The organism is Streptomyces sp. NPDC001508 (assembly GCF_040298665.1).
Classification (GTDB): Bacteria; Actinomycetota; Actinomycetes; order Streptomycetales; family Streptomycetaceae; genus Streptomyces.
The window spans coordinates 1-25,803 of record NZ_JBEPAP010000078.1 but is presented as its reverse complement, the minus strand read 5'-3'; the positions used below and the strand labels follow the sequence as shown (position 1 = coordinate 25,803).

At 69.3% G+C, this 25,803-nt stretch carries 38 protein-coding genes; 33 read left to right on the top strand and 5 right to left on the bottom strand.

Annotated elements, in window-relative coordinates; translation table 11 throughout:
• The first annotated feature begins 161 nt into the window (after positions 1-161).
• A complete protein-coding gene (locus tag ABT245_RS40455) occupies positions 162-323 on the top strand; it encodes a hypothetical protein (RefSeq protein WP_351744470.1) in 162 nt (53 codons plus the stop codon).
• A gap of 3 nt (positions 324-326) precedes the next feature.
• Here the strand turns inward: ABT245_RS40455 and ABT245_RS40450 are convergent, their stop codons facing one another.
• Positions 327-542 (bottom strand): hypothetical protein, encoded by a 216-nt coding sequence (locus ABT245_RS40450; protein ID WP_351744468.1) that lies wholly within the window; start codon positions 540-542, stop codon positions 327-329.
• Between the two features lie 40 nt (positions 543-582).
• On the opposite strand from ABT245_RS40450, the gene ABT245_RS40445 reads away from it, so the two are divergent.
• The 28 genes from ABT245_RS40445 to ABT245_RS40310 all read left to right on the top strand — a co-directional run bounded on the left by ABT245_RS40445 (position 583) and on the right by ABT245_RS40310 (position 21,317).
• Positions 583-966: a holin gene (locus ABT245_RS40445; RefSeq protein WP_351744466.1), complete on the top strand. Its 384-nt coding sequence runs from the start codon at positions 583-585 to the stop codon at positions 964-966.
• Complete coding sequence (locus ABT245_RS40440; protein WP_351744463.1) at positions 963-1,217, top strand: hypothetical protein; 255 nt, start codon at positions 963-965, stop codon at positions 1,215-1,217. The genes ABT245_RS40445 and ABT245_RS40440 overlap by 4 nt, the downstream gene beginning before the upstream one ends.
• On the top strand, positions 1,214-1,378 hold the full coding sequence (locus ABT245_RS40435) for a hypothetical protein (RefSeq protein ID WP_351744461.1): 165 nt from the start codon (positions 1,214-1,216) through the stop codon (positions 1,376-1,378). Before ABT245_RS40440 ends, ABT245_RS40435 begins: the two co-directional genes overlap by 4 nt.
• A 252-nt stretch (positions 1,379-1,630) precedes the next feature.
• Positions 1,631-2,098: a hypothetical protein gene (locus ABT245_RS40430; protein WP_351744458.1), complete on the top strand. Its 468-nt coding sequence runs from the start codon at positions 1,631-1,633 to the stop codon at positions 2,096-2,098.
• Positions 2,085-3,713 (top strand): hypothetical protein, encoded by a 1,629-nt coding sequence (locus ABT245_RS40425; protein WP_351744455.1) that lies wholly within the window; start codon positions 2,085-2,087, stop codon positions 3,711-3,713. Before ABT245_RS40430 ends, ABT245_RS40425 begins: the two co-directional genes overlap by 14 nt.
• 17 nt (positions 3,714-3,730) lie before the next feature.
• Positions 3,731-5,155 (top strand): phage portal protein, encoded by a 1,425-nt coding sequence (locus ABT245_RS40420; protein ID WP_351744453.1) that lies wholly within the window; start codon positions 3,731-3,733, stop codon positions 5,153-5,155.
• A gap of 3 nt (positions 5,156-5,158) precedes the next feature.
• Positions 5,159-6,184, top strand: coding sequence for a VG15 protein (locus tag ABT245_RS40415; protein ID WP_351744450.1), 1,026 nt, complete (start codon positions 5,159-5,161; stop codon positions 6,182-6,184).
• A 47-nt stretch (positions 6,185-6,231) separates the two neighbouring features.
• Positions 6,232-6,897, top strand: coding sequence for a hypothetical protein (locus tag ABT245_RS40410; protein ID WP_351744448.1), 666 nt, complete (start codon positions 6,232-6,234; stop codon positions 6,895-6,897).
• 42 nt (positions 6,898-6,939) lie between these two features.
• Entirely contained in the window at positions 6,940-7,896 is a 957-nt protein-coding gene (locus ABT245_RS40405) for an SU10 major capsid protein (RefSeq protein ID WP_351744446.1), read from the top strand.
• 12 nt (positions 7,897-7,908) lie between these two features.
• On the top strand, positions 7,909-8,124 hold the full coding sequence (locus ABT245_RS40400) for a hypothetical protein (RefSeq protein ID WP_351744444.1): 216 nt from the start codon (positions 7,909-7,911) through the stop codon (positions 8,122-8,124).
• 9 nt (positions 8,125-8,133) lie between these two features.
• A complete protein-coding gene (locus ABT245_RS40395) occupies positions 8,134-8,481 on the top strand; it encodes a hypothetical protein (RefSeq protein WP_351744441.1) in 348 nt (115 codons plus the stop codon).
• Positions 8,478-8,888 carry a DUF6093 family protein gene (locus ABT245_RS40390; protein WP_351744438.1) on the top strand — a complete coding sequence of 137 codons (411 nt, stop codon included), beginning with the start codon at positions 8,478-8,480 and terminating at the stop codon, positions 8,886-8,888. Before ABT245_RS40395 ends, ABT245_RS40390 begins: the two co-directional genes overlap by 4 nt.
• A 17-nt stretch (positions 8,889-8,905) precedes the next feature.
• Positions 8,906-9,286, top strand: a complete 381-nt coding sequence (locus ABT245_RS40385) for a hypothetical protein (protein ID WP_351744436.1) — start codon at positions 8,906-8,908, stop codon at positions 9,284-9,286.
• A 4-nt stretch (positions 9,287-9,290) separates the two neighbouring features.
• Positions 9,291-9,704: a hypothetical protein gene (locus tag ABT245_RS40380; protein WP_351744433.1), complete on the top strand. Its 414-nt coding sequence runs from the start codon at positions 9,291-9,293 to the stop codon at positions 9,702-9,704.
• A 12-nt stretch (positions 9,705-9,716) separates the two neighbouring features.
• A complete protein-coding gene (locus ABT245_RS40375) occupies positions 9,717-10,046 on the top strand; it encodes a hypothetical protein (RefSeq protein WP_351744431.1) in 330 nt (109 codons plus the stop codon).
• 87 nt (positions 10,047-10,133) lie between these two features.
• Positions 10,134-10,613 (top strand): phage tail tube protein, encoded by a 480-nt coding sequence (locus tag ABT245_RS40370; protein ID WP_351744429.1) that lies wholly within the window; start codon positions 10,134-10,136, stop codon positions 10,611-10,613.
• The gene (locus tag ABT245_RS40365; RefSeq protein WP_351744426.1) at positions 10,613-11,134 is read left to right on the top strand and encodes a hypothetical protein; all 522 of its coding nucleotides are present in this window, start codon (positions 10,613-10,615) and stop codon (positions 11,132-11,134) included. Before ABT245_RS40370 ends, ABT245_RS40365 begins: the two co-directional genes overlap by 1 nt.
• Before the next feature lie 20 nt (positions 11,135-11,154).
• Entirely contained in the window at positions 11,155-11,439 is a 285-nt protein-coding gene (locus ABT245_RS40360; RefSeq protein ID WP_351744423.1) for a hypothetical protein, read from the top strand.
• A 17-nt stretch (positions 11,440-11,456) separates the two neighbouring features.
• On the top strand, positions 11,457-15,506 hold the full coding sequence (locus ABT245_RS40355; RefSeq protein WP_351744420.1) for a phage tail tape measure protein: 4,050 nt from the start codon (positions 11,457-11,459) through the stop codon (positions 15,504-15,506).
• Positions 15,507-15,523: 17 nt separating this feature from the next.
• Complete coding sequence (locus ABT245_RS40350; RefSeq protein WP_351744417.1) at positions 15,524-16,393, top strand: phage distal tail protein; 870 nt, start codon at positions 15,524-15,526, stop codon at positions 16,391-16,393.
• Positions 16,394-16,406: 13 nt separating this feature from the next.
• A complete protein-coding gene (locus ABT245_RS40345; RefSeq protein ID WP_351744414.1) occupies positions 16,407-17,429 on the top strand; it encodes a hypothetical protein in 1,023 nt (340 codons plus the stop codon).
• Positions 17,426-18,502, top strand: coding sequence for a hypothetical protein (locus ABT245_RS40340; protein WP_351744411.1), 1,077 nt, complete (start codon positions 17,426-17,428; stop codon positions 18,500-18,502). The genes ABT245_RS40345 and ABT245_RS40340 overlap by 4 nt, the downstream gene beginning before the upstream one ends.
• On the top strand, positions 18,503-19,252 hold the full coding sequence (locus ABT245_RS40335) for a hypothetical protein (protein WP_351744409.1): 750 nt from the start codon (positions 18,503-18,505) through the stop codon (positions 19,250-19,252). It abuts the gene before it with no gap.
• Positions 19,249-19,467, top strand: coding sequence for a hypothetical protein (locus ABT245_RS40330; RefSeq protein ID WP_351744406.1), 219 nt, complete (start codon positions 19,249-19,251; stop codon positions 19,465-19,467). Before ABT245_RS40335 ends, ABT245_RS40330 begins: the two co-directional genes overlap by 4 nt.
• 58 nt (positions 19,468-19,525) lie before the next feature.
• Positions 19,526-20,401 carry a peptidoglycan-binding protein gene (locus ABT245_RS40325; RefSeq protein WP_351744403.1) on the top strand — a complete coding sequence of 292 codons (876 nt, stop codon included), beginning with the start codon at positions 19,526-19,528 and terminating at the stop codon, positions 20,399-20,401.
• A gap of 9 nt (positions 20,402-20,410) precedes the next feature.
• Positions 20,411-20,752: a hypothetical protein gene (locus ABT245_RS40320; protein WP_351744400.1), complete on the top strand. Its 342-nt coding sequence runs from the start codon at positions 20,411-20,413 to the stop codon at positions 20,750-20,752.
• A gap of 14 nt (positions 20,753-20,766) precedes the next feature.
• Positions 20,767-20,982, top strand: coding sequence for a hypothetical protein (locus ABT245_RS40315; protein WP_351744397.1), 216 nt, complete (start codon positions 20,767-20,769; stop codon positions 20,980-20,982).
• Positions 20,979-21,317, top strand: a complete 339-nt coding sequence (locus ABT245_RS40310; protein WP_351744394.1) for a hypothetical protein — start codon at positions 20,979-20,981, stop codon at positions 21,315-21,317. The genes ABT245_RS40315 and ABT245_RS40310 overlap by 4 nt, the downstream gene beginning before the upstream one ends.
• Positions 21,318-21,384: 67 nt before the next feature.
• On the opposite strand, the gene ABT245_RS40305 is transcribed toward ABT245_RS40310, so the two are convergent.
• The 3 genes from ABT245_RS40305 to ABT245_RS40295 are packed head-to-tail and all read right to left on the bottom strand — an operon-like array spanning position 21,385 to position 23,019.
• Positions 21,385-22,236, bottom strand: coding sequence for a helix-turn-helix domain-containing protein (locus tag ABT245_RS40305; protein ID WP_351744392.1), 852 nt, complete (start codon positions 22,234-22,236; stop codon positions 21,385-21,387).
• Between the two features lie 23 nt (positions 22,237-22,259).
• Positions 22,260-22,787: a DUF6879 family protein gene (locus ABT245_RS40300; protein WP_351744389.1), complete on the bottom strand. Its 528-nt coding sequence runs from the start codon at positions 22,785-22,787 to the stop codon at positions 22,260-22,262.
• Positions 22,759-23,019: a hypothetical protein gene (locus ABT245_RS40295; protein WP_351744387.1), complete on the bottom strand. Its 261-nt coding sequence runs from the start codon at positions 23,017-23,019 to the stop codon at positions 22,759-22,761. Before ABT245_RS40295 ends, ABT245_RS40300 begins: the two co-directional genes overlap by 29 nt.
• A 229-nt stretch (positions 23,020-23,248) precedes the next feature.
• On the opposite strand from ABT245_RS40295, the gene ABT245_RS40290 reads away from it, so the two are divergent.
• The gene (locus ABT245_RS40290; RefSeq protein WP_351744384.1) at positions 23,249-23,620 is read left to right on the top strand and encodes a hypothetical protein; all 372 of its coding nucleotides are present in this window, start codon (positions 23,249-23,251) and stop codon (positions 23,618-23,620) included.
• 202 nt (positions 23,621-23,822) lie between these two features.
• Complete coding sequence (locus tag ABT245_RS40285; RefSeq protein ID WP_351744381.1) at positions 23,823-23,984, top strand: hypothetical protein; 162 nt, start codon at positions 23,823-23,825, stop codon at positions 23,982-23,984.
• Between the two features lie 126 nt (positions 23,985-24,110).
• Here the strand turns inward: ABT245_RS40285 and ABT245_RS40280 are convergent, their stop codons facing one another.
• On the bottom strand, positions 24,111-24,344 hold the full coding sequence (locus ABT245_RS40280) for a helix-turn-helix transcriptional regulator (protein WP_351744378.1): 234 nt from the start codon (positions 24,342-24,344) through the stop codon (positions 24,111-24,113).
• A gap of 168 nt (positions 24,345-24,512) precedes the next feature.
• Here ABT245_RS40280 and ABT245_RS40275 point away from each other — a divergent pair, with 168 nt between their 5' ends.
• On the top strand, positions 24,513-24,716 hold the full coding sequence (locus ABT245_RS40275; protein WP_351744376.1) for a hypothetical protein: 204 nt from the start codon (positions 24,513-24,515) through the stop codon (positions 24,714-24,716).
• Entirely contained in the window at positions 24,716-25,579 is an 864-nt protein-coding gene (locus ABT245_RS40270) for a helix-turn-helix domain-containing protein (RefSeq protein ID WP_351744373.1), read from the top strand. The genes ABT245_RS40275 and ABT245_RS40270 overlap by 1 nt, the downstream gene beginning before the upstream one ends.
• Positions 25,580-25,803 lie beyond the last annotated feature (224 nt).

Below are 25,803 nucleotides of genomic sequence, written 5' to 3'. Positions count from 1 at the left end.
GTGCCCACACGAGGCACCACAGACACACGATCAGGCCCTCACCGACTCAAACGGTGAGGGCTTCGTCGTGCCCGGCGACGGCGCAGAGACCGGGTAGCGACCGGGAGGCGCGGGAGAGGGCAACCCGCCTGCGCCGTCGCCCACCACGCCAGGAGGTGACCGTGGCCATCCCCACCGAGGACCAGGCCATCGACAACGCAGCCCGGCTCCTGGAACGCGCGGAGATCGAACTGACCAACCTGCCGCTCATGGAACGGCTCGAAGGACTCGCCGACTCCTGGCTCAACGTGGCGCACCTCCTGCGCCAACGAGAGAGCGCCTGACCCTCAGCCCTTCGGCTTGCGCCACGGACGGCCATCGCCACCCGGCCTGAGCGTGACCTCCGGATCCGGGCCCATCCGGCGCTGACGCGACGTCGCCGCCACAGCACCGACGATCAGACACGCCGCCGGCAGGAACAGCCAGAACACGTGAGTCCACACCCCAGCGAGCACCAGCACCACGCCCGCAGCCACGACACCGACAGCGGCGTCCGTCTTCATCTGCACCACCCCCAAGGGCGAACACGGTAGCGGAGGTGACATGGCCAAGTCCCAGCGCTGGCGAGTCTGCTCGACGCCTGGCTGCCCCGAGTACACCCAGCAGGGCAAGTGCGACGCCCACCGGCGGGCGGCCGAGCAGCGGCGCGGCAGTGCCCGGCAACGCGGATACGACCGCCAGCACGAGACACGGTTCCGCCGCCCCGTCCTCCAGCGCGACCCCAACTGCGTCTGCACCGACGAGGCCCACGGACACAGCAACCCGTGCGGCCAGCCCTCCCGGCACGCCGACCACTACCCCCAGGACCGCCGGGCCCTGGTCGCCGCCGGCCTCGACCCCAACGACCCGAAGCACGGGCGCGGCCTGTGCACCTCGTGCCACAGCAAGAGCACCGCAGCCGAGCAGCCTGGAGGATGGCACCGATGACCCAGCACCAGGTGGAGATCCGCACCGAGGGCACGCGCGGCCAAGTCCTCATCGACGGACGTGACATCGCCCGCAGCGTGACAGGACTGACCTTCAAGGCCGGCATCGATGGGCCACCGCAGCTCATCATCGACCTCCAACTGATCGACGTGACCACGGTCGACAGCACGGAAACACAGGTGCTGCTCGGCGACGGCGTAGCGGACACGCTCAAGGCGCTCGGCTGGACAGCGCCTGAGGACGACGGGTGAGCGGCAGCGCATGGCCGAGCAACGACGAGCTGCGGTACTCGGGCGTCGAGCTGGCCGTGCGCGGCCTCTGGACCGACTTCGAGCAGGAGCTGTCCCGGACCCGGCGCGGCCGACTGGTCCTGCGGCTGGCCCGGCTCTGGGCTCGCCTCCCGAGGCGCTGACCTGCATCGATGCGAGGCCGCCGCTCGGCCCGCCCGTAGCCCTGGGTCACGCCTGAGCTTCTGAGCTGCGGAAACGATGGTCACAGGGAGTGGTGATCACCCTGGGGGGATGCCCCAATCAAGATCATCCGGGGGACCGCCGGGGAGGTGGCTCCCTGGTCTGCCGGGTTCAGAGGTCCGGTGATCATGCTCCGTCGTCACGCAATGTGATGACGCTGATGCCGCGCAACGCGGCCAACTGGAGTGATCAACATGGCGAAGGGCGGAGCACGCACACGATCCGGTCCCGCCCCTGATCCCGATGCGCTGCGGCGTGAGCGGGACGCTGGCGAGTGGACGATCCTGCCCGCCGAGGGCCGCCAGGGCGCAACGCCCGAGTGGCCCCTGACACGGAAGACGGCGCGAGAGTCACGGCTGTGGTCGCAGCTGTGGGCCAGGCCGCAGGCCCTGATGTGGGAGCGGTACGGCCAGGAACTGGAGGTGGCGCTGTATGTGCGCCGGTTCGCGGAGGCCGAGGGGCGGCAGTCGTCCGTGGCCCTGTCGACGCTGGTCCGGCAGATGGGTGACTCTCTCGGGCTGTCCACGCCGGGGATGCGCGCGAACCGGTGGCGCATCGAGCGCCCCGGTGAGGAAGACAAGGCACCGTCGGGGCAGGCGCCGACGATCGCGCCGACCTCGGCGCGCGCCCGGCTGAGGGCGGTGGCCGGTGGTAGCGGCTGACGACGGCACCTGGTCGTTCGACTTCCCCACGCTGTTCGTCGTCCCGGACTGGATCACCCGGCACTGCCGGCTTCAGTCGGTCGGCGGCCTTGACGACACGCCGCTGCCGTTCGAGATGTACGACTGGCAGCTGCGGATCACGGCGAACCTGTACCGGGTCAAGCCGAGCGCCGAGCTGGGCCAGTTGGCGACCGCGTTCCACTACCGGCGGGCGCAGGCCGTGGCGCCGCAGAAGTCCGGCAAAGGCCCATGGGCGGCCAGCATCGTCGCGGCCGAGGCGGTCGGGCCTGTGCTCTTCGGCGGGTGGGCGCGCGGCGGCGAAAGGTACCGCTGCACGGACCACCGGTGCGGCTGCGGCTGGGTGTACGAGTACGAGCAGGGCGAGCCGATGGGCCGACCGTGGAACAAGCCGCTGATCCAGATCACGGCGACGTCCGAGGACCAGACGGATAACACCTACCGCCCACTCCAGGAGATGATCCGCGATGGGCCGCTCTCGGAGATCATGCGGGTCGGCGAGCAGTTCATCCGGCTTCCGAACGACGGCCGGATCGATGTCGTTACCTCCAGCGCCCAGAGCCGTCTGGGCAACCCGATCACGTTCGCCTCACAGGACGAGACCGGTATCTGGACCGAGGGCAACGGCATGACGAAGGTGGCCACGACGCAGCGCCGTGGCCTGGCGGGCATGTCGGGGCGCTCACTGGAGCAGACGAACGCGTGGGATCCGACCGAAAATTCGGTGGCACAGAAGACGGCGGAGACCAAGGCCAAGGACGTGTACCGGTTCCACCGGCTGCCGCCCAAGGACCTGGATTACGAGAAGAAGACCGAGCGCCGGAAGATCCACGCCGCGGTCTACCGGGGCAGCTCGCACATCGACCTCGACGCCATCGAAGGCGAGGCGTTCGAACTGCTGGAAAAGGAGCCGGCGGAGGCCGAGCGCTTCTACGGCAACCGGATCACGGCCGGTATGGGCACCTGGCTTCAGCAGGACCGCTGGGACGCCCGGATCGCACGTGAGGCCGTTCCCGACGGTACCCGGCTGGTCCTCGGATTCGACGGGTCCGAAGTCGACGACTGGACAGGGTTCCGGGCGGAGACACTGGACGGCTACCAGTTCACCCCGACCTACGGGGACGGTCTGCCGTGCATTTGGGACCCGGAGGACTGGGACGGCCAGGTGCCGCGCCTGGAGGTCGACGCGGCCCTGGACGAACTGATGGAGCGCTATGACGTGGTCCGCATGTACGGCGACCCGCCGTACTGGACCAGCGAGATGGCCGCCTGGCAGGCCCGCTACGGCGAGAAGCGCGTCACGGAGTGGCAGACCTACCGCGTGGTGCAGATGCACGCGGCCTGCGAGCAGCTTCTGACGGACGTCACGAAGAAGGACACCCTGTTCCGGCACGACGGCTGTGAGACGACGTCCATCCATGTTCGTAACGCCCGTAAGGCTGCGCGGCCGGCGAAGCGTTACGTCCTGCGGAAGGCCGCCGCCCACCTGAAGATCGACTTCGCCGTCATCTCGGTCGTCACTCACGAGGCGGCCAGCGACGCCATCGCGGCCGGCCTGAACAAGCCGAAGAAGAAGTCCACCGTCATCGTCCTGTGAGGGAAGGGGGTGCTGCCGTGCTGGCCAAGGACCGTACCCCCGCTGAGTGGGTGGCCTATCTCGCTCGTGTCCATGAGGGCCTCCAGTCCGGCCTGGAGGAGCTGAACCGGTACTACGAGGGCAAGCAGCCACTGGCGTACCTCGATGAGGAGCTGCTGGAGGAACTCGGGGAGCAGCTCAAACAGGTGGTCATCAACTGGCCCCGGCTGGTGGTGGATGCTCTTGACGAGCGCCTGGACGTCGAGGGGTTCCGGTATGCCGACGACGAGTCCGCGGCTGACGATCTGTGGAAGATCTGGCAGGCCAACGACATGGACAACAAGTCCCAGCAGGCGCACGTCGACGCGCTCGTAATGCGCCGCTCGTTCCTGGTCGTCGGGACGAACGAGCGGGACGCGGCCACGCCGCTGCTGACGGTCGAGTCCCCGCTTCAGATGCAAGTCGACTGGGACCCGCGGACTCGTGAGGTGCGGGCGGCGCTGAAGCGGTGGCACGAGCAGGACCCGCTGACCGACGCGGTCACTGACCGGTATGCGGCCCTGTACCTGCCCGACAAGACCGTCTACTACAGGCAGACCTCGGTTACGTCCTGGCAGGAGACCGGCCGGGACGAGCACAAGCTGGGTGAGGTCCCGGTGGTGCCGCTGGTGAACCGGGGCCGCATCATGAAGCCGGGCGGCGTCTCGGAGCTGGCGGACGTCATCCCGGTCTCTGACGCGGCCTGCAAGATCGCATCGGACATGATGGTGTCCGCCGAGTTCCACGCGATGCCGCGCCGGGTGGCGTTCAACGTCGACGAAGAGGACTTCAAGGACGCCAATGGCAACCCGGTGTCGAAGTGGTCCCGGATCGCCGGCCGTATCTGGGCCATGGGCAAGCGGCGCGGCGCCGGCGAGGACGGCGGCGCGGACGTGATCCAGTTCCCCGAGGCGCAGCTGTCGAACTTCCACTCCACCATCGAGCTGCTGGCCCGGATTGTGGCCGCGCTGTCGGGGCAGCCGCCGCACTTCCTGGGCCTGGACACGAACAATCCGCCCAGCGCGGACGCGATTCGGTCCGCTGAGACGCGCCTGGTGAAGCGGGCCGAGCGGCGGCAGGACTCGTTCAGCGGCTCCTACGAGCGCATGAACAGGCTCATCCTGCGGTTCCGCGACGGCGGCTGGGATCCGCGGTCCTGGAACCTGGAGACGTTGTGGCGTGACCCGTCGACTCCGACGTTCGCGCAGAAGGCAGACGCCGTTGTCAAGCTGGTCCAGGCGGACATCCTGCCGCGCGAGCAGGCCCGTGAGGATCTCGGCTACACCGCGGTGCAGCGGCAGCGGATGCGGCAGATGGACCGGGATGCTCTGGACCGGGTTGTCGGCGCCGACTACGCGGCCGAGTATGCGCCGGGGCCCAACGCCTCACCGGACGGGCCGCCTGACCCGGCCGTGGCGGGGTAGGCCGTGGTCGACGAGGCACTGCGCGCTGTCGCGCTGGCCCAGTACCGGCGGCAGCAGGCTCTCGTGCGGCGCGCGGCCAACCGGGTTCAGGCGGTGTGGCGGCAGATCAACCGGTCGGACATCACCGGCTCGTGGGAGCAGCTGTCGCCGCTCCTGGTGGCCGCCGTGGTGGAGGCGCAGACCGAGGCCGCGCGGCTCGCTGACCCGTACCTGGATGAGGTCCTGGCCGCCGAGCATGCTGATCCGGCGGCTGTCGGACGGGTCAATCCGTCCGCGTTCGCGGGGATCGCCTCGGACGGCCGTCCGCTGCTGTCGCTGCTCTATCAGCCGGTCATCGACTGGAAGGTGCGGATGCTGGCCGGGCAGTCCATGCAGGACGCGTTCCACGGGGCGATGACCAGTGCGCTGCGGATCACCGCGACGCAGGTAGCCGATGCGGGCCGCGGAGCGACCGGGGTGGCGATGGCGGGCCGGCGGACGATCCAGGGCTACGTGCGGGTGGTCAACCCGCCGGCCTGCAGCAGGTGCATCATCCTGGCGGGCAAGGAGTTCGGCTGGAACAAGGGGTTCCAGCGGCACCCGCGGTGCAAGTGCATTCACCTGCCGACCACGCTGATCGCCCGGAACCAGCACCGCCGCGGCTCGCTCGGCGAGGGCGGCGGCTTCCTGGACCCGGACGCCTACTTCAGCCGGCTCTCGGCGGCCGAGCAGGACCGCATCTTCGGTAGGGCGGGTGCCCGTGCGATCCGGGAGGGCGCCGATATCGCGCAGGTCGTCAACGCCCGCCGCGGTATGTACACCGCGGACGCCTACGGGCGCCGGGTGGCGGCGACCCGCGAGGGCGCCACCCGCCGCGGTGCGTTCTGGCGGCAGGAGCGGCGCCGTGCCATCGACCGCGGCCTGGTCGACTCTCGCGGCCGGGACTTCCGGCTGCGGACGCCGCGCCTGATGCCCGAGGAGATCTTCCGGCTCGCCGAGAGCCGGGATGAAGCGCTGGCCATGCTGCGGCGTTTCGGCTACCTGACCTGACCCCGGCGCAATGCTGGCGGTCCCACCCTCCTGCAACGGGAGCAGTAATGAGCACACCGACCCCTACCGAGCCGATCGACCCGGGCGCGGGCAACCCGCCGACCCCGGCCGCGGACCCGGCCGCACCTCCAGCACCCGTAACCGACCCGGCCACGCCGCCGGAGCCCGGCACCGGAGACGATCCGCCGCTGGGTCCGGCCGGGGAGAAGGCCCTGGCCGCGTGGAAGAAGCGGGCCAGGGACGCCGAGCAGCAGACCAGGGACCAGGCCGCGCGGCTCAAGGAGTACGAAGACCGCGACAAGACCGAGGCCGAGAAGCAGGCGGACGCCCTCAAAGCCGCCCAGGACCGCGCCGAGCAGGCCACCCGGCTTGCCGTGTCCGCGAAGGTCGAAGCCCTTGCGGCAGGCCGCTTCCAGGACCCCCTGGACGCAGTGGAGGCGCTGCGCAGCGGCTCCTACGTCACCGGTGAGGGCGTGGTCGACGCTGCGGCCATCACGGCGGCCCTGGACGACCTGCTGACGCGGAAACCGCACTGGGCTGCCGCCGAGCCGGGCCCGCGTACACCGCGGCCGGACCCGGCGCAGGGTGCCCGGCCGGGAACGCCGCCGAACCTCACGCAGCAGATCAGCGAGGCGGAGAAGGACGGCAATCACAAGCTGGCGCTGGCGCTGAAGACGCAGCAGCTGCGCGAGCTGAAGACCCCCACCAAGTAGGGCAGGCCGCGGGCCGGGCCCTCACCCGAGAAAGGAGCGGCCATGGCCGCAGTCAGCGGGCAGGGTACGACCTACAACCTGCCGAACTACCATGGACAGCTTTACTCGGTCACGCCGACCGAGACGCCGTTCCTGGCCGCGATCGGCGGCCTGTCCGGCGGGAAGCGCACCAAGAGTGTCGAGTTCGAGTGGCAGACCACCGACCGGCGCACGTCGGCCGCGAACAACTCCGTTGTCGAGGGCAACAACGCCCCGACCGGCGTGGCCCGGTCCCGGTCGAACGTCACCAACGTGGTGGAGATCCACCAGTCCGCGGTCGAGGTGTCCTACACCAAGCAGGCGGCGACCGGCATGTATTCCGGTATCAACATCGGCTCGGACGACGGCGCCGTGGACGACGAGCTGACCGCGCAGATCAGCGCCGAGCTGGAGTCGATGGCCGTCGACGTCGAGCTGTCGTTCCTCACGGGTGTCTACGCCAAGCCGGCGAGCAACGCGACCGCGCGCAAGACCCGCGGTCTGCTCACGGCGATCACGACGAACGTGAACGCCAACGGCGGCACCGCCCGCGCCCTGTCCAAGGCGATCGTCGATGCCACTCTGGCGACGATGTTCGGCAACGGGGCGAAGCTGCCGCAGGACTCGACCGTGCTGATGACCGGGCCGGGACAGAAGGTGAACCTCACCAACCTGTACTCCACGGCGACGCTGAACCAGCCGACCATGACCCGCAACATCGGCGGCGTGAACATCGACACGCTGGTCACGGACTTCGGGACCTTCGGCGTGATGCTCAACCGGTGGATGCCGGCCGGGCAGATCGCGGTCGTGGACCTGTCGGTGTGCGCTCCGGTGTGGCTGGAGATCCCCGGCAAGGGCATGCTGTTCGCCGAGCCGCTCGCCAAGGTCGGCGCGGCCGAGAAGTGGCAGCTGTACGGGGAGGTCGGCCTGGAGTACGGCCCCGAGTCCTACCACGGCCTGATCAAGGACCTCACGTAAGGAGACGGCAGCATGCCGAAGTTCGAGAGCACGAAGTTCCGGGGGCTGACTCTCCAGGACGACAAGGGCATCTGGGCCCGGTTCGAGGGCGGGGTCTTCGAGACCTCGGATGCGGCCGTGGCCAAGCGCCTGAGGGCCCTCCCGGAGGACTACGAGGTGTCCGAGGTGAAGGCCGCGGCCAAGTCCGACGACCAGGGCACCGGCGGCCAGGCCGCGTCCAAGCAGTAGGGGGCGGCCGTGGCTCTCGCGACGCTCGACGACCTGGCGGACCGGCTGGGACGGGACCTCACGGACTCGGAGAAGCGCCGGGCAACGGCCTGGCTGGAGGACGCCACGGCCCTGATCCTGAAGCGGTTCCCGCAGTACGAGACGGCACCCGGCGCGGTCTCGAAGAAGGTCTGCTGTGCGATGGTGCTGCGGGCGCTGACCAACCCGGACGGCAAGCGGCAGGAGTCCATCGACGACTACTCGTACACGATCGACTCCTCGCGTTCGCGCGGTGAGATCTATCTGTCCGACGAGGAAGCCGACGAGCTGCGGCCGGCCGGGAGCGGCGCGTTCAGCATCGTCCTGGGGGCGTCGTGAACGTCGACGGGGTTCTCGCCGCGGGGCGGGCCGCCGAGGAGTTGCGGATGCGGGACACTGTCCGCCTCTACGAGCAGGCCCCGGACCTTTTCGACCGGGCCACCGGGACCACGGTGCCGGGCGCGAAGACGACGCTGTACGAGGGCAGGGCCCGCGTGAAGCCGATCGCGCAGGCGGCCGGTGAGGACGTCCAGGCCGGGGACCGTGAGGTCCGCCTGCTGGAGTACCAGGTGTCCCTGCCGTGGGGTGCCCGGCTGCCTGCCGGAACGCGTGTGGTGCCCGGCATGCAGGTGGAGGTCCTGGGCTCCCTGGACGCCCGCATGGCCGGGCTGATCCTGTGGGTCACCGGGGCCAACTTCGGTGACCAGGTGACCGCCTGGCGTCTGATCACGGAGGACCGGTCCTGATGGACAACCGTTTCGACATGAGTGATGTCCGGCGCCTGGAGCGGCATCTGGCCCGCAGCATTCCCCGGCTCCGGCGGGATGCCCGTGCGGTCACGATGCGGGGCGCCGTGAACATCAAACGCGACTGGCGGGCCAACGCCCGGCAGACCGCGGGCAAGCACGGCCGTCTCTACCCGCGCAGCATCGGCTTCGACTTCGCCGCCTACGGCCCGGACATCTGGATGGCCGTCATCGGCCCGGACAAGGTCGGCCCGCAGGGCGCGCTGGGCAACCTGCTGGAGTACGGGTCGGTGCACAACCCGCCGCACAACGACGGCGGCAGGGCCCTGGCCGCGGAATTGCCACGCTTCGAGGCCCAGATACAGCTGCTCGCCGAGCGCGGCCTGGCCTGGTGGTGACCCGATGGCCACCACTCCCGAGGTGCTGCCGCACATGGACGCCGTCCAGGCGGCCCTGACAGCCGTCGGGCTGACCGTGTATGTGGGCGGCACCCCGGCCGGTAATGGCTGGACCGCGCCGGACAAGTTCGCGGTCCTCTACCCGGATCCGGGGATGGCGCGCTGTGAGTCCCTCGCCGACGAGCGCACTGATTTCGACTCCACCATGCAGATCACCTGTGTCGGAGGAGACCCGGTGCGCGCCCTGTGGGTGGCGGACCGCGTCCGCCGGGCACTGGCCGCCCCGCTGGCCGTCCAGGGCCGGGCCTGCTGGCCGGCCGAGGACCTGGGCGGTCCGCCCCTGGCCCGGGACGACGACGTCACCCCGCCGCTGTTCTATGTCCCGGTCCAGTACCGGATCTGTTCCACACCTGCCTGATGGAGGGCACCCATGGCAACTCTCGCAACCCAGGCCATCGCCCTGGCCGGCCTGAACCCCACCTACGCCAACGCGGCGGCCGGCGGCGACAAGGCCGAGTGCGGCGACCGTAACTTCCTGCACGTCAAGAACGGTTCGGCGTCCAGCGTCACCGTGACGCTCACCGCGACCGCATCGGTGCGCGGCCAGGCCGTCTCCAACCTGACCGTGTCCGTGCCGGCGTCCGGTGAGCGGATGATCGGCCCGCTCCAGCCGGACCTGTTCCTGTCCCAGACCGATGGCCTGTGTGCCGTCGGCTACAGCGCCGCCGCCTCGGTCACGGTCGCCGCCCTGCGTATCTGACACGCCCAGACCTGAGACCCGCCGGGTCTCTCTCCGATTCCGCCCCGTGCCAGCCGGCTGGGGCTTTTCTATGCCCTGGAGGGCCCCATGGCTGACCTGATCAGCGACGGCAAGACCCGGGTGGCGTGGCTGTCCACCGTCGCCAACATCAACGCGCCGGCCGTCGCCGAGCTGACCGCCGGCGCCGACTACACCAAGCGGATCACCCCCGACGGTCTCAAGCTGGACCCGTCCACGGCGGACGTCGACACGTCCTCGCTCGCCTCGACCTTCGACACCAAGACGGTCGGCCGCGTCGGCTTCGACACGGAGCTGACGTTCAAGCGCGGCGACACCCCGACCGACGATGCCCCTTACTCGACACTCAAGTACGGGGTGTCCGGGTTCCTGGTCGTGCGCCGCGGCACCGCCTACACCACCGCGTGGGCCACCGGCCAGAAGGTCGAGGTGTACCCGGTCACCTGCGGCGAGCCGCAAAACAGCTCGCCGGCGGCGAACGAGGTCATGAAGTTCGTCTCCCCGATGAAGGTGACGGACGCCCCGGCGACCTCGGCGACGGTCGCCTGATGGCCCGGAACATCGCCGACATCCTCAAGCAGGCCAAGCCCCGGGAGCGCACCGTCATGGTGTGCATCCGGGGCGACCTCGCCGGCGAGGCGGAACGCCTCTCGGACGAGCTGGCCAAGGTGTCGGAGGACTGGGAGCCGGCCGATCTCACCGAGGAGCACCCGGGCCGGAAGATCGCGGCCCGGCTCAAACAGGTCCGGGACCAGGCGCGCGAGGCCGAAGTGCCGTTCACCTTGCGGTACATCGGCGACCGGGCGTACTCCGACCTGCTGGCCGCGCACCCCTCGGACAAGGACGAGGAACTGTTCAACAGCGACACGTTCCCGCGCGCCCTGATCGCTGCCTCGAGCGTCGACCCGGTGATGTCCGAGGACCAGGTGACCGAGTTGTTCGAGGTCATCAACGAGGGCGAGATCAAGAAGCTGTTCGATGCCGCGTGGGACGTCCACAACAGCGCGGACACCGTCCCTTTCTCGCTGGCCGCCTCCGCACTCCTGGCGGGCCTTGGCGGCGTGAGCTAGAAGCAGCCCGCGCCTGGGGCGTGCCCAGGTCCGTCTTCCTGGGCCGCGTGGTCGCCGACGGCGAACCGTTGTGGCTCTCGGAGGACCGGGCCTGGGCGCTGGCCCTGCTCGACGTCGAGGCGGACGCCTGCCCCGACTGCGGCCAGCCCTGGGGCGAGGCCACCGACCAGGCCAACGAGTTCGCCTACCGGGCCGACCTGATCCGCTGCCACGCCTGCACCACCTCGGCGAAGACGGTCCGCGCCTATCAGGACAAGGGCGGATCCGGCGACGGCCTGCACGTCCACCTCGAACGAACCACATAGACGACGGGGGGTGAGCCGTGGCCACCCGTACCGTCACCGTCCGGCTGCGCGCGGACATCAACCAGTACACCCGGTCGATGCGGCAGGCCGCCAGCCAGACTTCCCGCCTCGCCGGTATCGGGGCGACGGTCGGTACCGCGATGCTCACCGGGTTCGCCGTCGCCGCCGCGTCCGCAGCGAAGTTCGACAAGGCCCTGTCCAACGTCCGCGCCGTCACCGGGGCGAGCACGGCCAAGATGAGCAAGCTGCGCGCGGCAGCCCTGGAAGCGGCGAAGACCACCCAGTACACCGCGACCCAGGCCGCGGACGCCGAGGCGGAACTGGCCCGCGCCGGCGTCTCGGTTGCGGACATCACCGGCGGCGCCCTCAAGGGCTCGCTGGCGCTGGCCGCGTCCGGGCAGATGGACCTCGCCGATGCCGCGGTCATCAGCGCGCAGGCGATGAACACGTTCGGCCTGCACGGCAAGGATGTCAGTCACATCGCCGATGTCCTGTCCGCGGCGGCGAACAAGAGCGCGGCCGACATGCACGGCCTCGGACAGTCCTTGCGGATGGGTGGTCTGCTCGCCAACCAGACTGGCCTGTCCCTTGAGGACACGGTCGGCACGCTGGCCGCGTTCGCCGACCATGCCCTGATCGGCTCCGACGCCGGTACCTCGCTGAAGGTGATGTTGCAGCGGCTGGTGCCGCAGTCGGCTGAGGCGCAGCGCGCCATGGACAAGATCGGCTTCAGCGCTTACGACGCCGAGGGCAACTTCGTCGGCCTGGAAGAGCTGGCCCGGCGCATGAAGACGTCGTTCTCGAAGCTGACGCCCGAGGCCCGCAACGCGGCCATGGCGACCATCTTCGGCGCGGACGCCGTCCGCTCGGCGACGATCCTGTACGAGCTGGGCGCCGACGGGATCCGCGGCTACACCAAGGCCGTCAACGACCAGGGCGCCGCCGGCCGTATGGCCGCGATCCAGACCGACAACCTGATCGGCGACCTGGAGCGGCTGCGCAGTGCGATCGAGGTCGCGCTGATCGAGGGCGGCAGCGCGGCGAATGGCACGCTGCGGACGATGGTCCAGTGGGTGACCCGCCTGGTCAACGCGTACAACGGCCTGCCGCCCGAGTTGCAGCACGCTGTGACGCTGTTCACGGGAATTGGCGGCGCAGTCACTCTCGCTGGCGCGGGGTTGCTTCTGCTGCTGCCGCGTATTGCCTCCACACGGACAGCGCTTGCCTCTCTCGGGGTCACGGCCGCTCGCACGCGGACGACTCTCGGGCTCTTGGGCAAGGCGACCGCGATCCTTGCTGCTCTGGAGGCCGTGTCCTACGCGACGCAGAAGGTCCGTGACCAGTTCAAGGAAGCCCCGCCGTCGGTGTCGAAGCTGGCCAACAGCTTCGTTGACATGGCGAACTCGGGGAAGGTCAACGGCGAGGCCCTGAAGAAGCTCGGGGGCGACCTGGACGTGTTCGGCGAGGCTGTCCAGCGGGTTGCTCACCCGGACTGGAAGGCCCGCTCCACGGACATCGTCAACAGCCTCACGCTGAACCTGACCAAGGGGATGATGGAGGCCCAGATTCCCCTGGACGAGGCCCAGGACAAGATCAAGGCTGTCGACTCGGCTCTGGCGGAACTGGCGTCAGGCGGGAACGCCGACCTTGCGGCGAAGAGCTTCGATCGGCTCGCCGAGGCCGCGCGTAAGGACGGCACCAGCAAGGAGAAGCTCCTTACCCTGCTGCCGCAGTACACGGATGCGCTCGCCAGCGTGGACACGCAGAACAAGACGGCCGGGTCGTCTCAGGAGGAGCTGGCGCAACAGCTCGGTATCACCGCTGACGAGATGGGTGACCAGCGCACGGAGGCGGAGAAGCTCTCCGACGCCCTCAACACCCTCAACGGTGTGGCGATCTCGACGGCCGAGCGGGAGATCAGCTTCCGGCAGTCGCTGGCCGATCTGACGCAGGCCGTGAAGGACAACGGCCACTCGCTGGACGTCACGTCGGACAAGGGCCGGAAGGTCAAGTCCGCGTTCCTGGATGCGGCCAAGGCCGCCATGGAGCACGCCCAGGCCATCGCCGAGCAGACCGGCAGCCAAGTCCAGGGGCAGGCGGCGCTGGAGACGGACATCGGTCTGCTGCGCAAGCAGATGCGGGCCGCCGGGTTCAGCAAGGACGCCATCGACAAGCTGACCGGGGCCTACCTGCGGCTGCCCGTGTCGAAGACCACCAGCGTCAGGGCGGACACGAAGGCCGCTATGAGCGATCTGCAGGCGGTACAGCGGAAGATCGCCAACACCAAAGGGAAGAGCGTCACCGTCAACGCTCTGACCAAGTCCGCCGAGGCTGCCCTCAAGAGCCTCGGGTTCAAGGTCACCCACATGAAGGGCGGGAAGGTGTCCATCACCATCCCGACGGGTGGCCCCGCCTCGGCGGTCGGCACCATCCAGGGCTACATCAACGGGATGCACGGCAGGACCGTCACCGTCACCATCAACGGCGTGAAGACGGGCGTGGACCCGGAGCAGTACTACTCGCAGGGTCCCCACAAGTCGAACGCCAACGGCGCCATCTACTACGCCGACGGCGGCATGCGCGAAAACCACATCGCGCAGATCGCCAAGGCGGGCACGTGGAGGGTGTGGGCCGAAGACGAGACCGGCGGCGAGGCATACATCCCCCTCGCCCAGTCGAAGCGGACACGGTCCCGGAAGATCGCCGCCGAGACGGTGCGCCTGCTCGGAGGACAGGTGCAGTGGTTCGCCTCCGGCGGCCTGGCCGGCTTCACCTACACGCCCACCGGGCAGGCGGTGCTGGGTGGTCCGTCGGATGCGAAGCAGCGCTACGACCAGGAGATCGCCGACCTGAAGAAGGCGTGGGAGGACCTGAACAAGGCGCTCAAGGACCAGAAGAAGGCCGCCGACAGCCTCAAGGCGGCCGAGAAGAACCTGGCCAGCGTCCGCAAGGGCCACCACACCACGGCCCAGCTGCGGTCCGCGCAGGAGCGGGTCGACAAGGCCAAGTCGACGAAGAAGAAGGCCGACGCCAAGGTCCGTGAGGAACGGCAGGACGTCTACGACGCCGACAAGGAGCTGGGGCTGGCGAAGGGAGCCAAGGCTCCCAAGTCGTTCAACCTGAAGGCATACGAGACTCAGCTGAACGAGTCGGTCGCCGCGACCGAGAAGTGGCGCAAGAACCTCAACAAGATCGGCAAACGGGGCGGCAAGGAACTCCAGGCGATGCTGGAGGGCATGGGCGAGGAAGGCTACGCCCTCGTCAACGCCCTCGCGGGCGCGTCGGACAAGCAGTTCAAGTCCATCGTGTCCAAGCTCCAGAAGACGGGCGACCTGGCGAAGGCGACGCTGGCCGACTTCACCAAGCAGCTGAACGCGAACACGAAGGAATCGCAGCAGTTCGCCGCCGACTTGCAGAAGCTGGCCGCCCAGGGCTTCGGCGACCTCGCCCAGGCCCTCGCCGCGCAGGGCGACGCCAACGCCATGACCCTCGCCCACCAGGCCGCCTCCGACAGCAAGGCCGCCGCCGCGGCGAACAAGTCCGTCAGCCAGGCCCAGGGGGCGCTCACCGGCGAGGACCTGGCCAACAGCCTCGTGCTGCTGTCGACGCTGCGCGGCGGCCCGAACCGCGGGTTCGCCGAGCTGATCGCCGCTGGCCTGGACGTGGCCACCATCCGCGCCCTGGTCCCGAAGATGACCAAGCAGATCGCCGCGCTGCCGTCCGCGAACAAGGACACGTTCGTGCGGCAGTGGGTGCAGCAGGGCGGCAAGGCCATGGCCGTCGGCGGCATCCTCACACGGCCCACGATGGTCCTCGGCGGCGAGGCCGGCGTGCCCGAGGCATGGATCCCGTGGAACCGGTCCGCCCGCTCCAGGGCGCTGCTGGCGAAGTCCGCGGCGGCGATGGGCTACCAGCTGGTGCCCGCCGGCCGGTACCGGGGTGCGCCGTCCACGGCCGCGGTGGCGCGCGAGGTGTCCAAGCACATCGAGGTGCACCTGCACGGCGCCAAGCAGTCCACGGCCGAGCAGGCGCACGACCTGGCCCGCGTCATCAACTTCGTGGGCTGACAGAGAAGGGGGTCGGGATGCCGTACACGCCGGGGGCGGTCCTGGACGGGCTGGGCGCGAGCCTGGGCGCCCTGCGCCTGGGCGCGGTCGACGACACGGGGGTGGCTTGGATCTTCCAGACCCTGGACGGCTGGGACTCGCCCGATATCCGCTCCGAGTTCTCCGAACGGGAGGGCGACCATGGGGCGTGGGCATCTCCGGTCTACCTCGGCGCCCGGCCGCTCACCCTCGCGGGCACCATCGTCGCGCCCTCCAGGGATCTCCTGGACCAGGCGATGGAGCGGCTGCAAGCGGCGGCCGGCCTCGGGGACACCGTGCTGACGGTGTGGGAGTCCCGACCGAAGCAAGCTGTAGTGCGGCGGTCGGGGAAGCTGCTCATCCAGTACGTCACCGACACGACCGCCACGTATTCGGTGATGGTGACGGCCGCCGACCCGCGCCGCTACAGCACGACCCTCCAGACGGGTTCGACGCTCCTGCCGTCGACGTCGGGCGGCCTCGCCCCGCCGCTCACGCCGCCGCTCACCAGTACCGCGGAGACCGTTCAGGGTCAGATCACCGCCTTCAACGAGGGCACGTTCGAAACCAAGCCCGTCCTGATCGTGGACGGCCCCGTGGTGGCGCCGCAGATCCTCGTGCAGATGCCCGACGCGTCGGTGGTGTTCCTCAACTACTCCGAAACCCTCGGCGAGGGAGAGCAGTTGGTCATCGACACCGATGCGCACAGCGTGATCCTCAACGGCAACGCCTCCCGCCGCCGGTTCCTCACCCTGCCCACGGGATGGCCGACGATCCCCGCCGGTGCGGTCGTCACGTTCCAGTTCCGTTCCTCGTCCATGAACAGCACCGCGCAGCTGACTATCCGCTGGCGTTCTGCCTGGCTGTGAAAGGAGACCCGCCGTGGTAGCGGTCAACCCTGCCTGGATCGACAGCGTCGCCCTCGACGCGTTCCGTCTGCGCCGCATCGACTCGCTGATGGTGATGAGCAACGGCCTGGACCCGTTGGGCGCCCGCACGGGCATCCTGCCCGGCTCGAACTCCTTCAACGTGACCGTGTCCGGCACCACCATCACCGTCGGCACCGGCATCACGAGCCTCTACTACGCCGGACAGGGCACCTACCGAATCGCCATCACAGCCGCATCCACCCTGACCCTGGACGCACCACACGCAACGCTGCCCCGCGTCGACCTGGTGTATCTGCGAGTGTGGGACAACTCCGTCGACGCCTCGGGCCTGAACAAGGCCGATGTTGTCTACCTGGCGGGGACCCCGTCATCGTCGCCGTCCGCGCCGACCCCGCCGGGCACCCAGATCTACATGCGGCTCGCCCACATCACGGTGCCGGCATCCGGTGGCGGCGCGCCCACCGTCAACACCACGGTGAGGCCGGTCACCGTGGCCGCCGGCGGGATCCTGCCCACCACCACCGCCCCGTCGACGCCCTACACCGGCCAGTACTACGACGACGGCACCACCCTGTGGCGGTGGGACGGCAGCGCCTGGAAGGGAATCAACCCGCTCCTGCCGTCCTCATCCGAGCAGATCTCGTTCCCGTCCTCGCCCGCCACCGGGTCGTTCACGGACTTCACGGCTGCTCAGTGGCCGCCGCTCACGGTGATCGTGCCCCCGTCGGGCATGCTGAAGATCACGATCGGGGCCGCCTGCCTGAACACCAACACGGCCACCTCGACGGCGTGGTGCCGCTGGCGGTCCTCGGGCGGCCTCACCGAGTCCGCGACCGACACGAACTCCGTCTCCACGATCGGCAGCCGCGTCTACGCCTCCCGCACCGTGCTCCGCAAGGGCCTCACCCCCGGTGCCAGCGTGACGCTCACCCCGCAGTACAACGTCAGCTCCTACAACTCCGGGGCAACGTCGGTCACGGGCGGGCAGCTGATCGTGGAGCCGATCGCAGGATGACCGCCGTCGAACTCGCCTGGTACGGCTGCGACCTGCGCACCGGCGGCATCGTCGAGGACCTGCCCTCCCTCAAACCGACCGGGGCACTGACACGGAAGCTGGGAGCGCAGACCACGCTCCAGCTGGAGCTGTCCCTGGACGGCGCCCCACGGGAATGGGAGGCGGCGACAGCACCGGGCCGCTCCCTGCTCGTCGCCGTCGACACGAACACCGACACGCCCGTCTGGGCAGGCGGCGTCCTCACCCGCGACGGCGGCAGCGCGAACAGCGTGCAGCTCGGCGCCGGCACCCTTGAGGCGTACCTGGACGCCCGGTTCCCCGGCACCCAGACCCTCATCGGCGCCGACCAGGCCGCCGTCATTGCTGCCCTCGTCACTCCGGCGCTGGCCGGCGGCCCGCCGATCGTCATCGACGCCCCGCCCACCGGCACGGTCATGGACTACCTGTCCAGTGACGGCGACGACAAGACGGTCCTGTCCTGTCTGACCGAGGTCATGGGCCTGGACGGCGCCCCCGAGTGGACCATCGACGTGGCCTGGAACCCGGGGCACAACGGCTTCCAGTTCCCGCTGAGGGTCCGCAAGCAGATCGGCCTCCAAGCCCCCAGCCCTGAGGCGGTGTTCGACTTCCCGGGCTGCGTCGCCGAGTACCAGCTGACCGAGTCCTACGAGCAGGGCAAGGGCGCCTCCCGCGTCATCGCCCGCGGCGAGGGCGAGGGCGCCTCCCGGCTCACCTCCGCCCCGCAGGAAGCCGGCGCGCTCATCGCGAACGGCTGGCCCGTGTGGGAGTACCGCTACACCCCGTCCACCGGCATCACCGACCCCGACCAGCTGACCGCGCACGCCGCATCCTCGCTCACCCTCATGGCCCAGGGCGCCCAGGTCTGGACCGTGCAAGGGGTCGCCTCCCGCTCACCCCGCCTCGGCACCGACTTCGCACTGGGCGACACCGTCCGCGTCACCGTCGAACACTCCCGCCGGCACCCGGACGGCGCCGACATCGTCGCCCGCTGCTGGGCATGGGAACTCGACCCGGGCGCGGACCGGGTCCGCCTCCTGGTAGAGGAGAACTGAATGCCCCGCCAAGTCGACCAGCTGCCGGCGGACGCCACCAGTCTGGCCCGCCGGGTCCGCGCCCTGGAGCGCGCACTCGACGAGCTGCGGGCCTCCCGCCGCGCCTCCCACACCACCATCTCCCAGGGCGCCATCCAGGTCGTCCGCCCGGGCAGCGACACGCCTGCCGCGGTCATGTCCACCGACCTCGGCGACGGCGAGGCCGGCTTCCAGACCAACTCCACCGACGGCACCACCTACGCCCGCCTGGAAGCGGGCGAGCTGACGTTCGGCGCACGGGACATCCCCCAGATCGTGCCGACCGGCATGCGCGCACGGATCGACGGCGGAACCCTCGACATCCAGTCCGGCATGATCTCCGGCGGCGCCCAGGCCCACATCCTCATGGCCTCCGGAGACAGCCCCCTCGCGCCCGGCAACGGCGCCCCCCTGATCAGCCTCATGTGGGACGGCGCCGGCAGCGCGGACATGATCGTGGACGTCTCCGGGATCCTGCTGCCCCGCAGCATGGCCTGGGGCACCGTCAGCATCACCCCGTCCGCCGCGAACACGCCCACCTCGTCGACCATCACCGGTCTCACCGTGCGGGGTTCGACGTTCATCGGGCTGGCCACCCCCGTCACGACTGCACCGGGGACTGTGGTGACCGGTGTCAGCGCGATCAACGCGTCATCCACCGGCGTCACGATCTGGCTGACCCGGACCACGACCGTCGCGACCTCCGTGAACTGGATAGTGATCGGCATATGAGCGCGAGCGACATCACCGTGTTCGAGCCCGCGAAGTACTACAGCGTGACCGCCCGCGACAACAACCCAGCCTGCCGCAACTTCGAGGACGTCTTCGACGTGCCGTACTTCTACTCCAACGCGGGCTCGAACTGCTCTGTGCAGTGCGGCGTCTGCGGCCAGCGCATGGAAATCCTCACCGCGGTCCTGCTCGACCCGCAGCCCGAATTCCCCTGACCCACCCTGTCCCGCCCCGCGCCGCCCGGCCGGGGCCTTCTGCATGTCTGGAGCACGCATGGCCGATCCGATGTCCGCGGCGCAGCTCGCTGCCGCTTTGAGAGCCGAGGGCCTGACCGTGAAGGAACGGTCCGGCTGGTCCGCCCACAACCGTGCCGGCCACGGCGCGTGGGGCCCGCTGAACGGCGTCATGATCCACCACACCGCGTCCGGTGACGGCACGGGCATCGTGGACCTGTGCTGGTCCGGCCGCTCCGACCTGCCCGGCCCGCTCTGCCACGGCGTCATCCACAAGGACGGCACCGTCACCCTGGTCGGCTGGGGCCGCGCCAACCACGCCGGCGTCGGCGACCAGGCCGCGCTGACCGCGGTCATCAACGAGTCGACCGCGCACCCGGCACCGGGCCGGGGCACGGTCGACGGCAACGCCCGGTTCGTGGGCTTCGAGTGCGTCAACCGCGGTGACGGCGACGACCCGTGGCCTGAGGCCCAGTTGGATGCGATAGCCCGGGCGAGCGCGGCCGTGTGCCGGTTTTACGGCTGGTCGGCGGATTCGGTGATCGGCCACAAGGAGTGGACGAACCAGAAGGTCGACCCGCGTGGCTTCACGATGGCGTCGATGCGGGGCCGGGTCATGAAGCGGCTCGGGGCCAAGCCGGAGGCGCCCAAGCCGTCGAAGCCGACCTACGAGCCGTTCCCCGGCGCCGGCTTCTTCAAGGCCGGCCGCCGCTCGCCGGCCATCGCCGCCATGCACAAGCGGCTCGTCGCCGAGGGCTGCAACCGGTACAAGTCCGCGACCGGTCAGGACGTATGGGGCTCCGGTGACGTCGCCTCGTATGCGGTCTGGCAGCGGAAGCTGGGCTACTCCGGTGCGGCGGCCGACGGCATCCCGGGCGCTACGTCCTGGGCCAAGCTCCACGTCCCCAACGTCTGAGGCGGGCTCGTGATCCTGAACCTGACGCCGCACCCGATACGCCTCTACTGGGACGAGCGTGAGGACGGTATCGACGACCTCGAACCGCACCTGCGCGAGGTGATCCCGCCCGAGCCAGTGCCCGCGCGGCTTGCCACGATCGAACTCGGCGGCGGCATCACCTTCGAGATGGTCGAGTTCGGGCACGCCCAGAACCTCCCGCCCAAGCGGGACGGCCACCAGTACGTCGTCTCCCTCGTCGTCGCCCTCGCCCTCGCGGACCGGCGCAGCGACCTGCTCGTCCCCTACCGCGAGGTCCGCAACGCCTCCGGAACCGTCATCGGCTGCCGCTCCTTCGCGCAGCCCGTCTGAGAAAAGAGCCCCCCATGAAGTTCTTCACCGATCTCGCCGAGCGCACCATCGCCACCTACCTGGAGGCGTTCCTCGGCCTGCTCCTCGCGTCCAGCATCGTCGACCTGTCCACGGCCAAGGCCGCCGCGGTCGCCGCGATACCGGCCGGCCTCGCCGTCGTGAAGGGCGCCCTGTCCTCGCTCGTCGGCTCGTCGTCCTCTGCTGCGGCCCTGCCGGGGGGTGAGGGATGACTGTCCCGGCCGCGGATGTGGCTGTCGAGCTGGAGCGGCTGCGTGGCACGGTCACGACCGGGTTTGCTGAGGTCAAGGGTTCGCTGGCGGTGGTGGTCGAGCGGACGGCCCGCACGGACGAGGCGGTGAAGCAGCTGCGTGAGGACATGGACAAGGCGGTCGGCGGACTCCGTGCGGACACCGAGGCCGAGCTGAAGAAGCGGGACGACGCCACCGAGGCGCTGCGCACTGACGTCGAGGCGCTGAAGCAGGGGCGTTGGCCGCTGGGTCAGATCGGCGCCCTGGTCGCCGTGGCCGGTGCCGCGACCGGAGCCGCCGCTCTGTTCCTCCGCTGACCCAAACCCGAGCGGCCCCGTTCCTCCCCACGGTGGGAGGAACGGGGCCGCTTTCGTGCGTTCAGGGTCAGTTCAGGGCTTCGATCGCCTTGAGGATCAGGGCGCGCGCCTCAGCCCCGTACACGGCCATGGTGCGCAGTTGCTCGAACGCGGTCAGATACAGGGTGATCTCAGAGGGCTGGGTGACGCGGACGCGGGCCGACAGCAGCTCCACCGAGACAAGCGTGTCGTCGTACACGTGGAACAGCTCCTGCGGCCACAGGACGCGCTCCCGCGTCGCGCTCGGAATGATGCCCAGCGACACCGAGGGAAGGGCCCCAGCGGTAAGCAGGTAGCCGAGCTGCGCGGCCATCGCATCAGCATCGCCCAGCTGGAAGTAGAGAACGCCCTCTTCGATGAGCATGACGAACCGGTGCCCCGCATCGTGGATGACCTTCGAACGTTCCACGCGTGCCGCTGCCGCGTCGTCGGCGTCGTCAGGCAGGCCCAGCAGCCGGGCGTTGGCCGAGAGCAGGGCGCGCGCATACCCCTCGGTCTGCAGAAGACCCGGAACCAGAGTGGGCGAGTAAATCCGGAACAGCTCTGTGGACTGGTACAGCTCAACGTAGCTGTCCTGCAAGCGTTTCAGTCCAGCTCGGACCTTGCGCCGCCACTCGACGTACTGCGACTCGGCATCCCGGGACTGGGCGATGATGTCCCCGGCCTGGTCCTCTGCGCCGCACGCGGCGCACCAGCTGCGGATGTCGTCCGGCGTGGGGGGTGTTCGCGCGTTCTCCAGGCGGGACGTCTTGGGGTGTGTCCAGCCGCAGCGAACGGCCAGCTCAGTTCCGGTGATCCCGGCGTCGGCGCGTAGGTCCCGCAGACGCTGCGCGACGCGTTCGCGCGCTGCCTGGGCCGTGGAGGACGGGGAGATGGGCATGAGCTGGCCGTGCACCTTCCGTGCTAGTTGATCTCGTACTCGGCATGCGGGATGGCGCGATCCCATACCGTCTCGAACGCCTGAGCGCAGAGCTTCGCGGCTGCGGGGTCCTCGCTGATCTCCCCGCCCGCCGAGGCGCCTTGGCCCGTGAAGTGGTTCCAACGGATCAGCTGGCCGTCGATCAGCCAGAAGTCGTTGCCCGGCAATGCGATGTCCGATGCGCGTCGGCGCGGCAGCCACCGGACCAGTTCGCCCGCCCCGATGTTGACGACAGTGCCCGCCTGCTCGAAGCGGATGTACTCACTGACCGGTTCGGAGACGATGCGGGCCCGGCGCACGACCACACCACGGGCAACAGTTCGGCGGACCAGTTCCACCCAGGGCGCCCAGTACGGCGAGGCGGGGTCTGTGTCGCGCTGCCCCGTGTTCTTCCAGCGGGTGAAGTCGTCGGCCTCACTGGTAACGCCGTAGGCATCCCGCATTTCCAGGTGAACGGCTGTGCGTTGTGCGCCGTCCAGGAGTTCATCGAAGCTGGGCACGCTCTGCCGCATCGCACGCCTTCCTCAAGATTGACACCATGCGTGCCGGGATCCTGACTACTGCCTCGTGGTTGGGGATGCCCACCGCATGTCCCGGTACCTCGAATGCGGCGCATTCCGCTTCGAGGTCCGTGTCCGGCTTCCACCCTTGGATGACCAGCTCGCATTTGCTCTCGTCGACCCAGACGGTGGGGCTCTCGCCTGTTCCGGTGTTGGGGTCGATTCCGATGAACCGTAGTGTCATCGCCGCCTCCGGCGCTCGTGGTGTTCACAGATGTTCATCACCGTTGCTGTCGAACCGTGAACGGTCAAGAGGGCGAATGCGCCATGAGCATTGCCGATCGACTGGTGTGAACATCGGTGAACATTCCTGGCTGTGCTGCACGTCACGCTTCTACTGTCGGCGGGTACGACAAGACCCCGGCAACCGTGCAACCGGTCCCGGGGCGTGGCCGACTGGTGAAGGAGTCGACATGCCGCACGCTACGATGAGCAGCACGATTCAGGAGATCCCCGCCGAGGTTCTTGACGCCCTGACGTTGCCCGACCTGGACGGCTTGCCCGACGCCAAGATGCGCGGCGCCGAATGCCTCTGGTGCCGGAAGCGGCTGACCGCGGAGACGGCCATCGACCTCGGCGTGCAGCGCGCCCCCATCGAGGACTCCTCATCCATCTCAGGGTTGAAGTGGTATCCGCGCGCCTGCCGGGGCTGTGTCGCCGACTGGGCACACCGCGGCCTCTTCGCCCACACGCCCATGTGCGACCTCTGCGAGACGGAAGAGACCGCCGCCAGCTGCATCGTCGGCCGCAGCCTCTACCGGCTCGTCAGGGACTGCCGCCGATGACGATTACCGCTGGCAGCGTCGGCTTGTGCTCCTGGTGCCGGTTCATCGCCACCGACCTACTGCTGATCCAGGTCCCGGCGGATGCCGGTTCTGGTCCGCGGCCGACCGCTCATTACGCGTGCGGCCGGTGCCGGAAGAAGCACGGCCTGGTCCCGTTCGACGAGCACCGGTCCACAGAAGACATCCGCCGGGAAGGCGCAGAATGACGAGGATCTGCCGCCGCTGCGACCAGCCCATCACCGGCCCGGCCGACGAGGTGTCGCCACTACGCCCGACCGGCGCCGTCCACACCGTGTACACCCACGCGGGCGGCCGATGCCCGAAGGTGCGGCAGCAGACCGCCCCGGCGCGCCGTATTCCGTAGACCCCCGCTGCCGGCGTAGTGCTCTCCCGCTGGCAGCGGTCCCGCGGCAGCGCCGACACCCCTTCGATGGGGGTTGCCGCGGGCCGACCCGCCGTCGTGCGTCTCCCCCGTGGCGCCGGCGGCGGGTCACCGCACGAGATCGGCGAGCGGCACGTCGAGAGCGTCGGCAATGCGCAGCAGCCATGACAGGCGTGGATCGGTCGTGCCGGCCTCGATGCGCTGGATGGTGGCCCGGTCGACGCCGCTCGCGTCGCGTAGGCCCTCCTGGGTGAGGTTGGCCCACAGGCGGGCTTCACGGATGCGTGTGCCGATCTCGCGGCGGCGCTGAAGGGTCCAGCCGTCGGGCGGAGTGATCGGCACTCGACAAACGCTCTAGGCAGAGTGACCATGAGTCAGCTTCTGGCCAGATGCTTTATTTGATCTTCGTCGCATCTCTACCCACGCGGCACCTGCACTGATGCATGATGCTTGGGAGGTCAGGCAATGATGCACGCATACCCGACAACTCTCACGCATCACGGAGGACACATGGTTCAGCTGGCTGGCTGCGAGGACAACGGTTGCCCCGGAATCTGGATCGACGGTGACCAGCTCCTCGCACAGGGCGCCACGGTCACGGATCAGGACATCCTGGCCCGCACCAATCCATCAGACAGCGAGAGCCTTGTCGCACTGCCGAAGCGCATGCTCGGGGAAGCAATGGCCTCCGCACTGACCCGCCTCATCGCCTGATGACCGAGCCGCTCGATGCTTACCAGCAGGCCCGGCTCAGCGCCCTGGGCCTGCGGCTGCGCGACCTTCGCGAGAAGGCCGGCGTGTCCGCGCGCGCCGTCGCGGCACGGGCGGACATCAACCAGTCGACCATGTCGCGGATCGAGACGGGGCGGATTCGGCCCTCGGCGGAGGTGCTGGGCCGGATCATCGCCGCGCTCGACTTGGACCAGGCGGCTGCGGACGAGCTGCATGACCTCCTGGGAGTGCTCCACACGGAGACCGAGCACCTTCGGCGCTACGCCCGTCGCGGCTTCGGGGCCCTGCAAGCGAGAATCGGGGCGCTGGAGCGTCACACGCGCCTTGTGCGGTCCTTCCAGCCCAGCACTGTGCCCGGGCTGCTCCAGACCGCCGAATACGCCGCACAGGCCCTCGGGAAGGTGTACTACGCCAGTAGCACGGACCTGGCGCGGGCGGCGCACGCCCGGATGGAGCGGCAGACGATACTCCACGAGCCCGGCCGCGAATTCCGGTACGTGCTCACCGAAGCCGCCTTGCTGCACTGGGTCTGCCCGGCTCGGGTGATGCTCGCGCAGATCGACCGGATCCGGGAGCTGGCGACGCTGCCGACCGTGCGGCTGGGGATTCTGCGGCAGGACCGGGCGATGCCGACGTTCCCGCAGCATGGGTTCACGCTCTTCGATGACGAGCGGGCTCACATCGAGTTACACACGACGCATCTCAAGTTGACGGCGCCCAAGGATGTGGCCGTCTACATTGCGACTTTCGCGGAGTACGAGCGGGCCGCGGTGTACGGCGAGGAAGCTGAGATGGTGTTGCGTCGAGTGATGCAGGAATACCGGCGTCGTGCTGACGATGCATGATGCGTCATTCAAGCGTTCATAGCGTGCATAGATAGCTACTGTGAGTGAAGCCCCCGGGTCCGCCTCCCGGGGGCCTTTTCATGCGTCCCTCATGCGTTCCGCGTGCGTCACAGCACCCGACGCGACCGACACGACCGACAACAGCGACACCCTAGAGCGCAGGTCAGAGCGGTTCCGAATCCCTGACCTGCCTAGCCGTTCTCCGCCTGGAACATCCAGTGGTG

Coding starts and splice junctions, on each gene's coding strand:
- ABT245_RS40450 (WP_351744468.1), bottom strand. CDS start 542: ATGAAGACGGACGCCGCTGTCGGTGTCGTGGCTGCGGGCGTGGTGCTG.
- ABT245_RS40445 (WP_351744466.1), top strand. CDS start 583: ATGGCCAAGTCCCAGCGCTGGCGAGTCTGCTCGACGCCTGGCTGCCCC.
- ABT245_RS40440 (WP_351744463.1), top strand. CDS start 963: ATGACCCAGCACCAGGTGGAGATCCGCACCGAGGGCACGCGCGGCCAA.
- ABT245_RS40430 (WP_351744458.1), top strand. CDS start 1,631: ATGGCGAAGGGCGGAGCACGCACACGATCCGGTCCCGCCCCTGATCCC.
- ABT245_RS40410 (WP_351744448.1), top strand. CDS start 6,232: ATGAGCACACCGACCCCTACCGAGCCGATCGACCCGGGCGCGGGCAAC.
- ABT245_RS40405 (WP_351744446.1), top strand. CDS start 6,940: ATGGCCGCAGTCAGCGGGCAGGGTACGACCTACAACCTGCCGAACTAC.
- ABT245_RS40400 (WP_351744444.1), top strand. CDS start 7,909: ATGCCGAAGTTCGAGAGCACGAAGTTCCGGGGGCTGACTCTCCAGGAC.
- ABT245_RS40385 (WP_351744436.1), top strand. CDS start 8,906: ATGAGTGATGTCCGGCGCCTGGAGCGGCATCTGGCCCGCAGCATTCCC.
- ABT245_RS40380 (WP_351744433.1), top strand. CDS start 9,291: ATGGCCACCACTCCCGAGGTGCTGCCGCACATGGACGCCGTCCAGGCG.
- ABT245_RS40375 (WP_351744431.1), top strand. CDS start 9,717: ATGGCAACTCTCGCAACCCAGGCCATCGCCCTGGCCGGCCTGAACCCC.
- ABT245_RS40370 (WP_351744429.1), top strand. CDS start 10,134: ATGGCTGACCTGATCAGCGACGGCAAGACCCGGGTGGCGTGGCTGTCC.
- ABT245_RS40365 (WP_351744426.1), top strand. CDS start 10,613: ATGGCCCGGAACATCGCCGACATCCTCAAGCAGGCCAAGCCCCGGGAG.
- ABT245_RS40350 (WP_351744417.1), top strand. CDS start 15,524: ATGCCGTACACGCCGGGGGCGGTCCTGGACGGGCTGGGCGCGAGCCTG.
- ABT245_RS40340 (WP_351744411.1), top strand. CDS start 17,426: ATGACCGCCGTCGAACTCGCCTGGTACGGCTGCGACCTGCGCACCGGC.
- ABT245_RS40335 (WP_351744409.1), top strand. CDS start 18,503: ATGCCCCGCCAAGTCGACCAGCTGCCGGCGGACGCCACCAGTCTGGCC.
- ABT245_RS40330 (WP_351744406.1), top strand. CDS start 19,249: ATGAGCGCGAGCGACATCACCGTGTTCGAGCCCGCGAAGTACTACAGC.
- ABT245_RS40325 (WP_351744403.1), top strand. CDS start 19,526: ATGGCCGATCCGATGTCCGCGGCGCAGCTCGCTGCCGCTTTGAGAGCC.
- ABT245_RS40315 (WP_351744397.1), top strand. CDS start 20,767: ATGAAGTTCTTCACCGATCTCGCCGAGCGCACCATCGCCACCTACCTG.
- ABT245_RS40310 (WP_351744394.1), top strand. CDS start 20,979: ATGACTGTCCCGGCCGCGGATGTGGCTGTCGAGCTGGAGCGGCTGCGT.
- ABT245_RS40305 (WP_351744392.1), bottom strand. CDS start 22,236: ATGCCCATCTCCCCGTCCTCCACGGCCCAGGCAGCGCGCGAACGCGTC.
- ABT245_RS40300 (WP_351744389.1), bottom strand. CDS start 22,787: ATGCGGCAGAGCGTGCCCAGCTTCGATGAACTCCTGGACGGCGCACAA.
- ABT245_RS40295 (WP_351744387.1), bottom strand. CDS start 23,019: ATGACACTACGGTTCATCGGAATCGACCCCAACACCGGAACAGGCGAG.
- ABT245_RS40290 (WP_351744384.1), top strand. CDS start 23,249: ATGCCGCACGCTACGATGAGCAGCACGATTCAGGAGATCCCCGCCGAG.
- ABT245_RS40285 (WP_351744381.1), top strand. CDS start 23,823: ATGACGAGGATCTGCCGCCGCTGCGACCAGCCCATCACCGGCCCGGCC.
- ABT245_RS40275 (WP_351744376.1), top strand. CDS start 24,513: ATGGTTCAGCTGGCTGGCTGCGAGGACAACGGTTGCCCCGGAATCTGG.
- ABT245_RS40270 (WP_351744373.1), top strand. CDS start 24,716: ATGACCGAGCCGCTCGATGCTTACCAGCAGGCCCGGCTCAGCGCCCTG.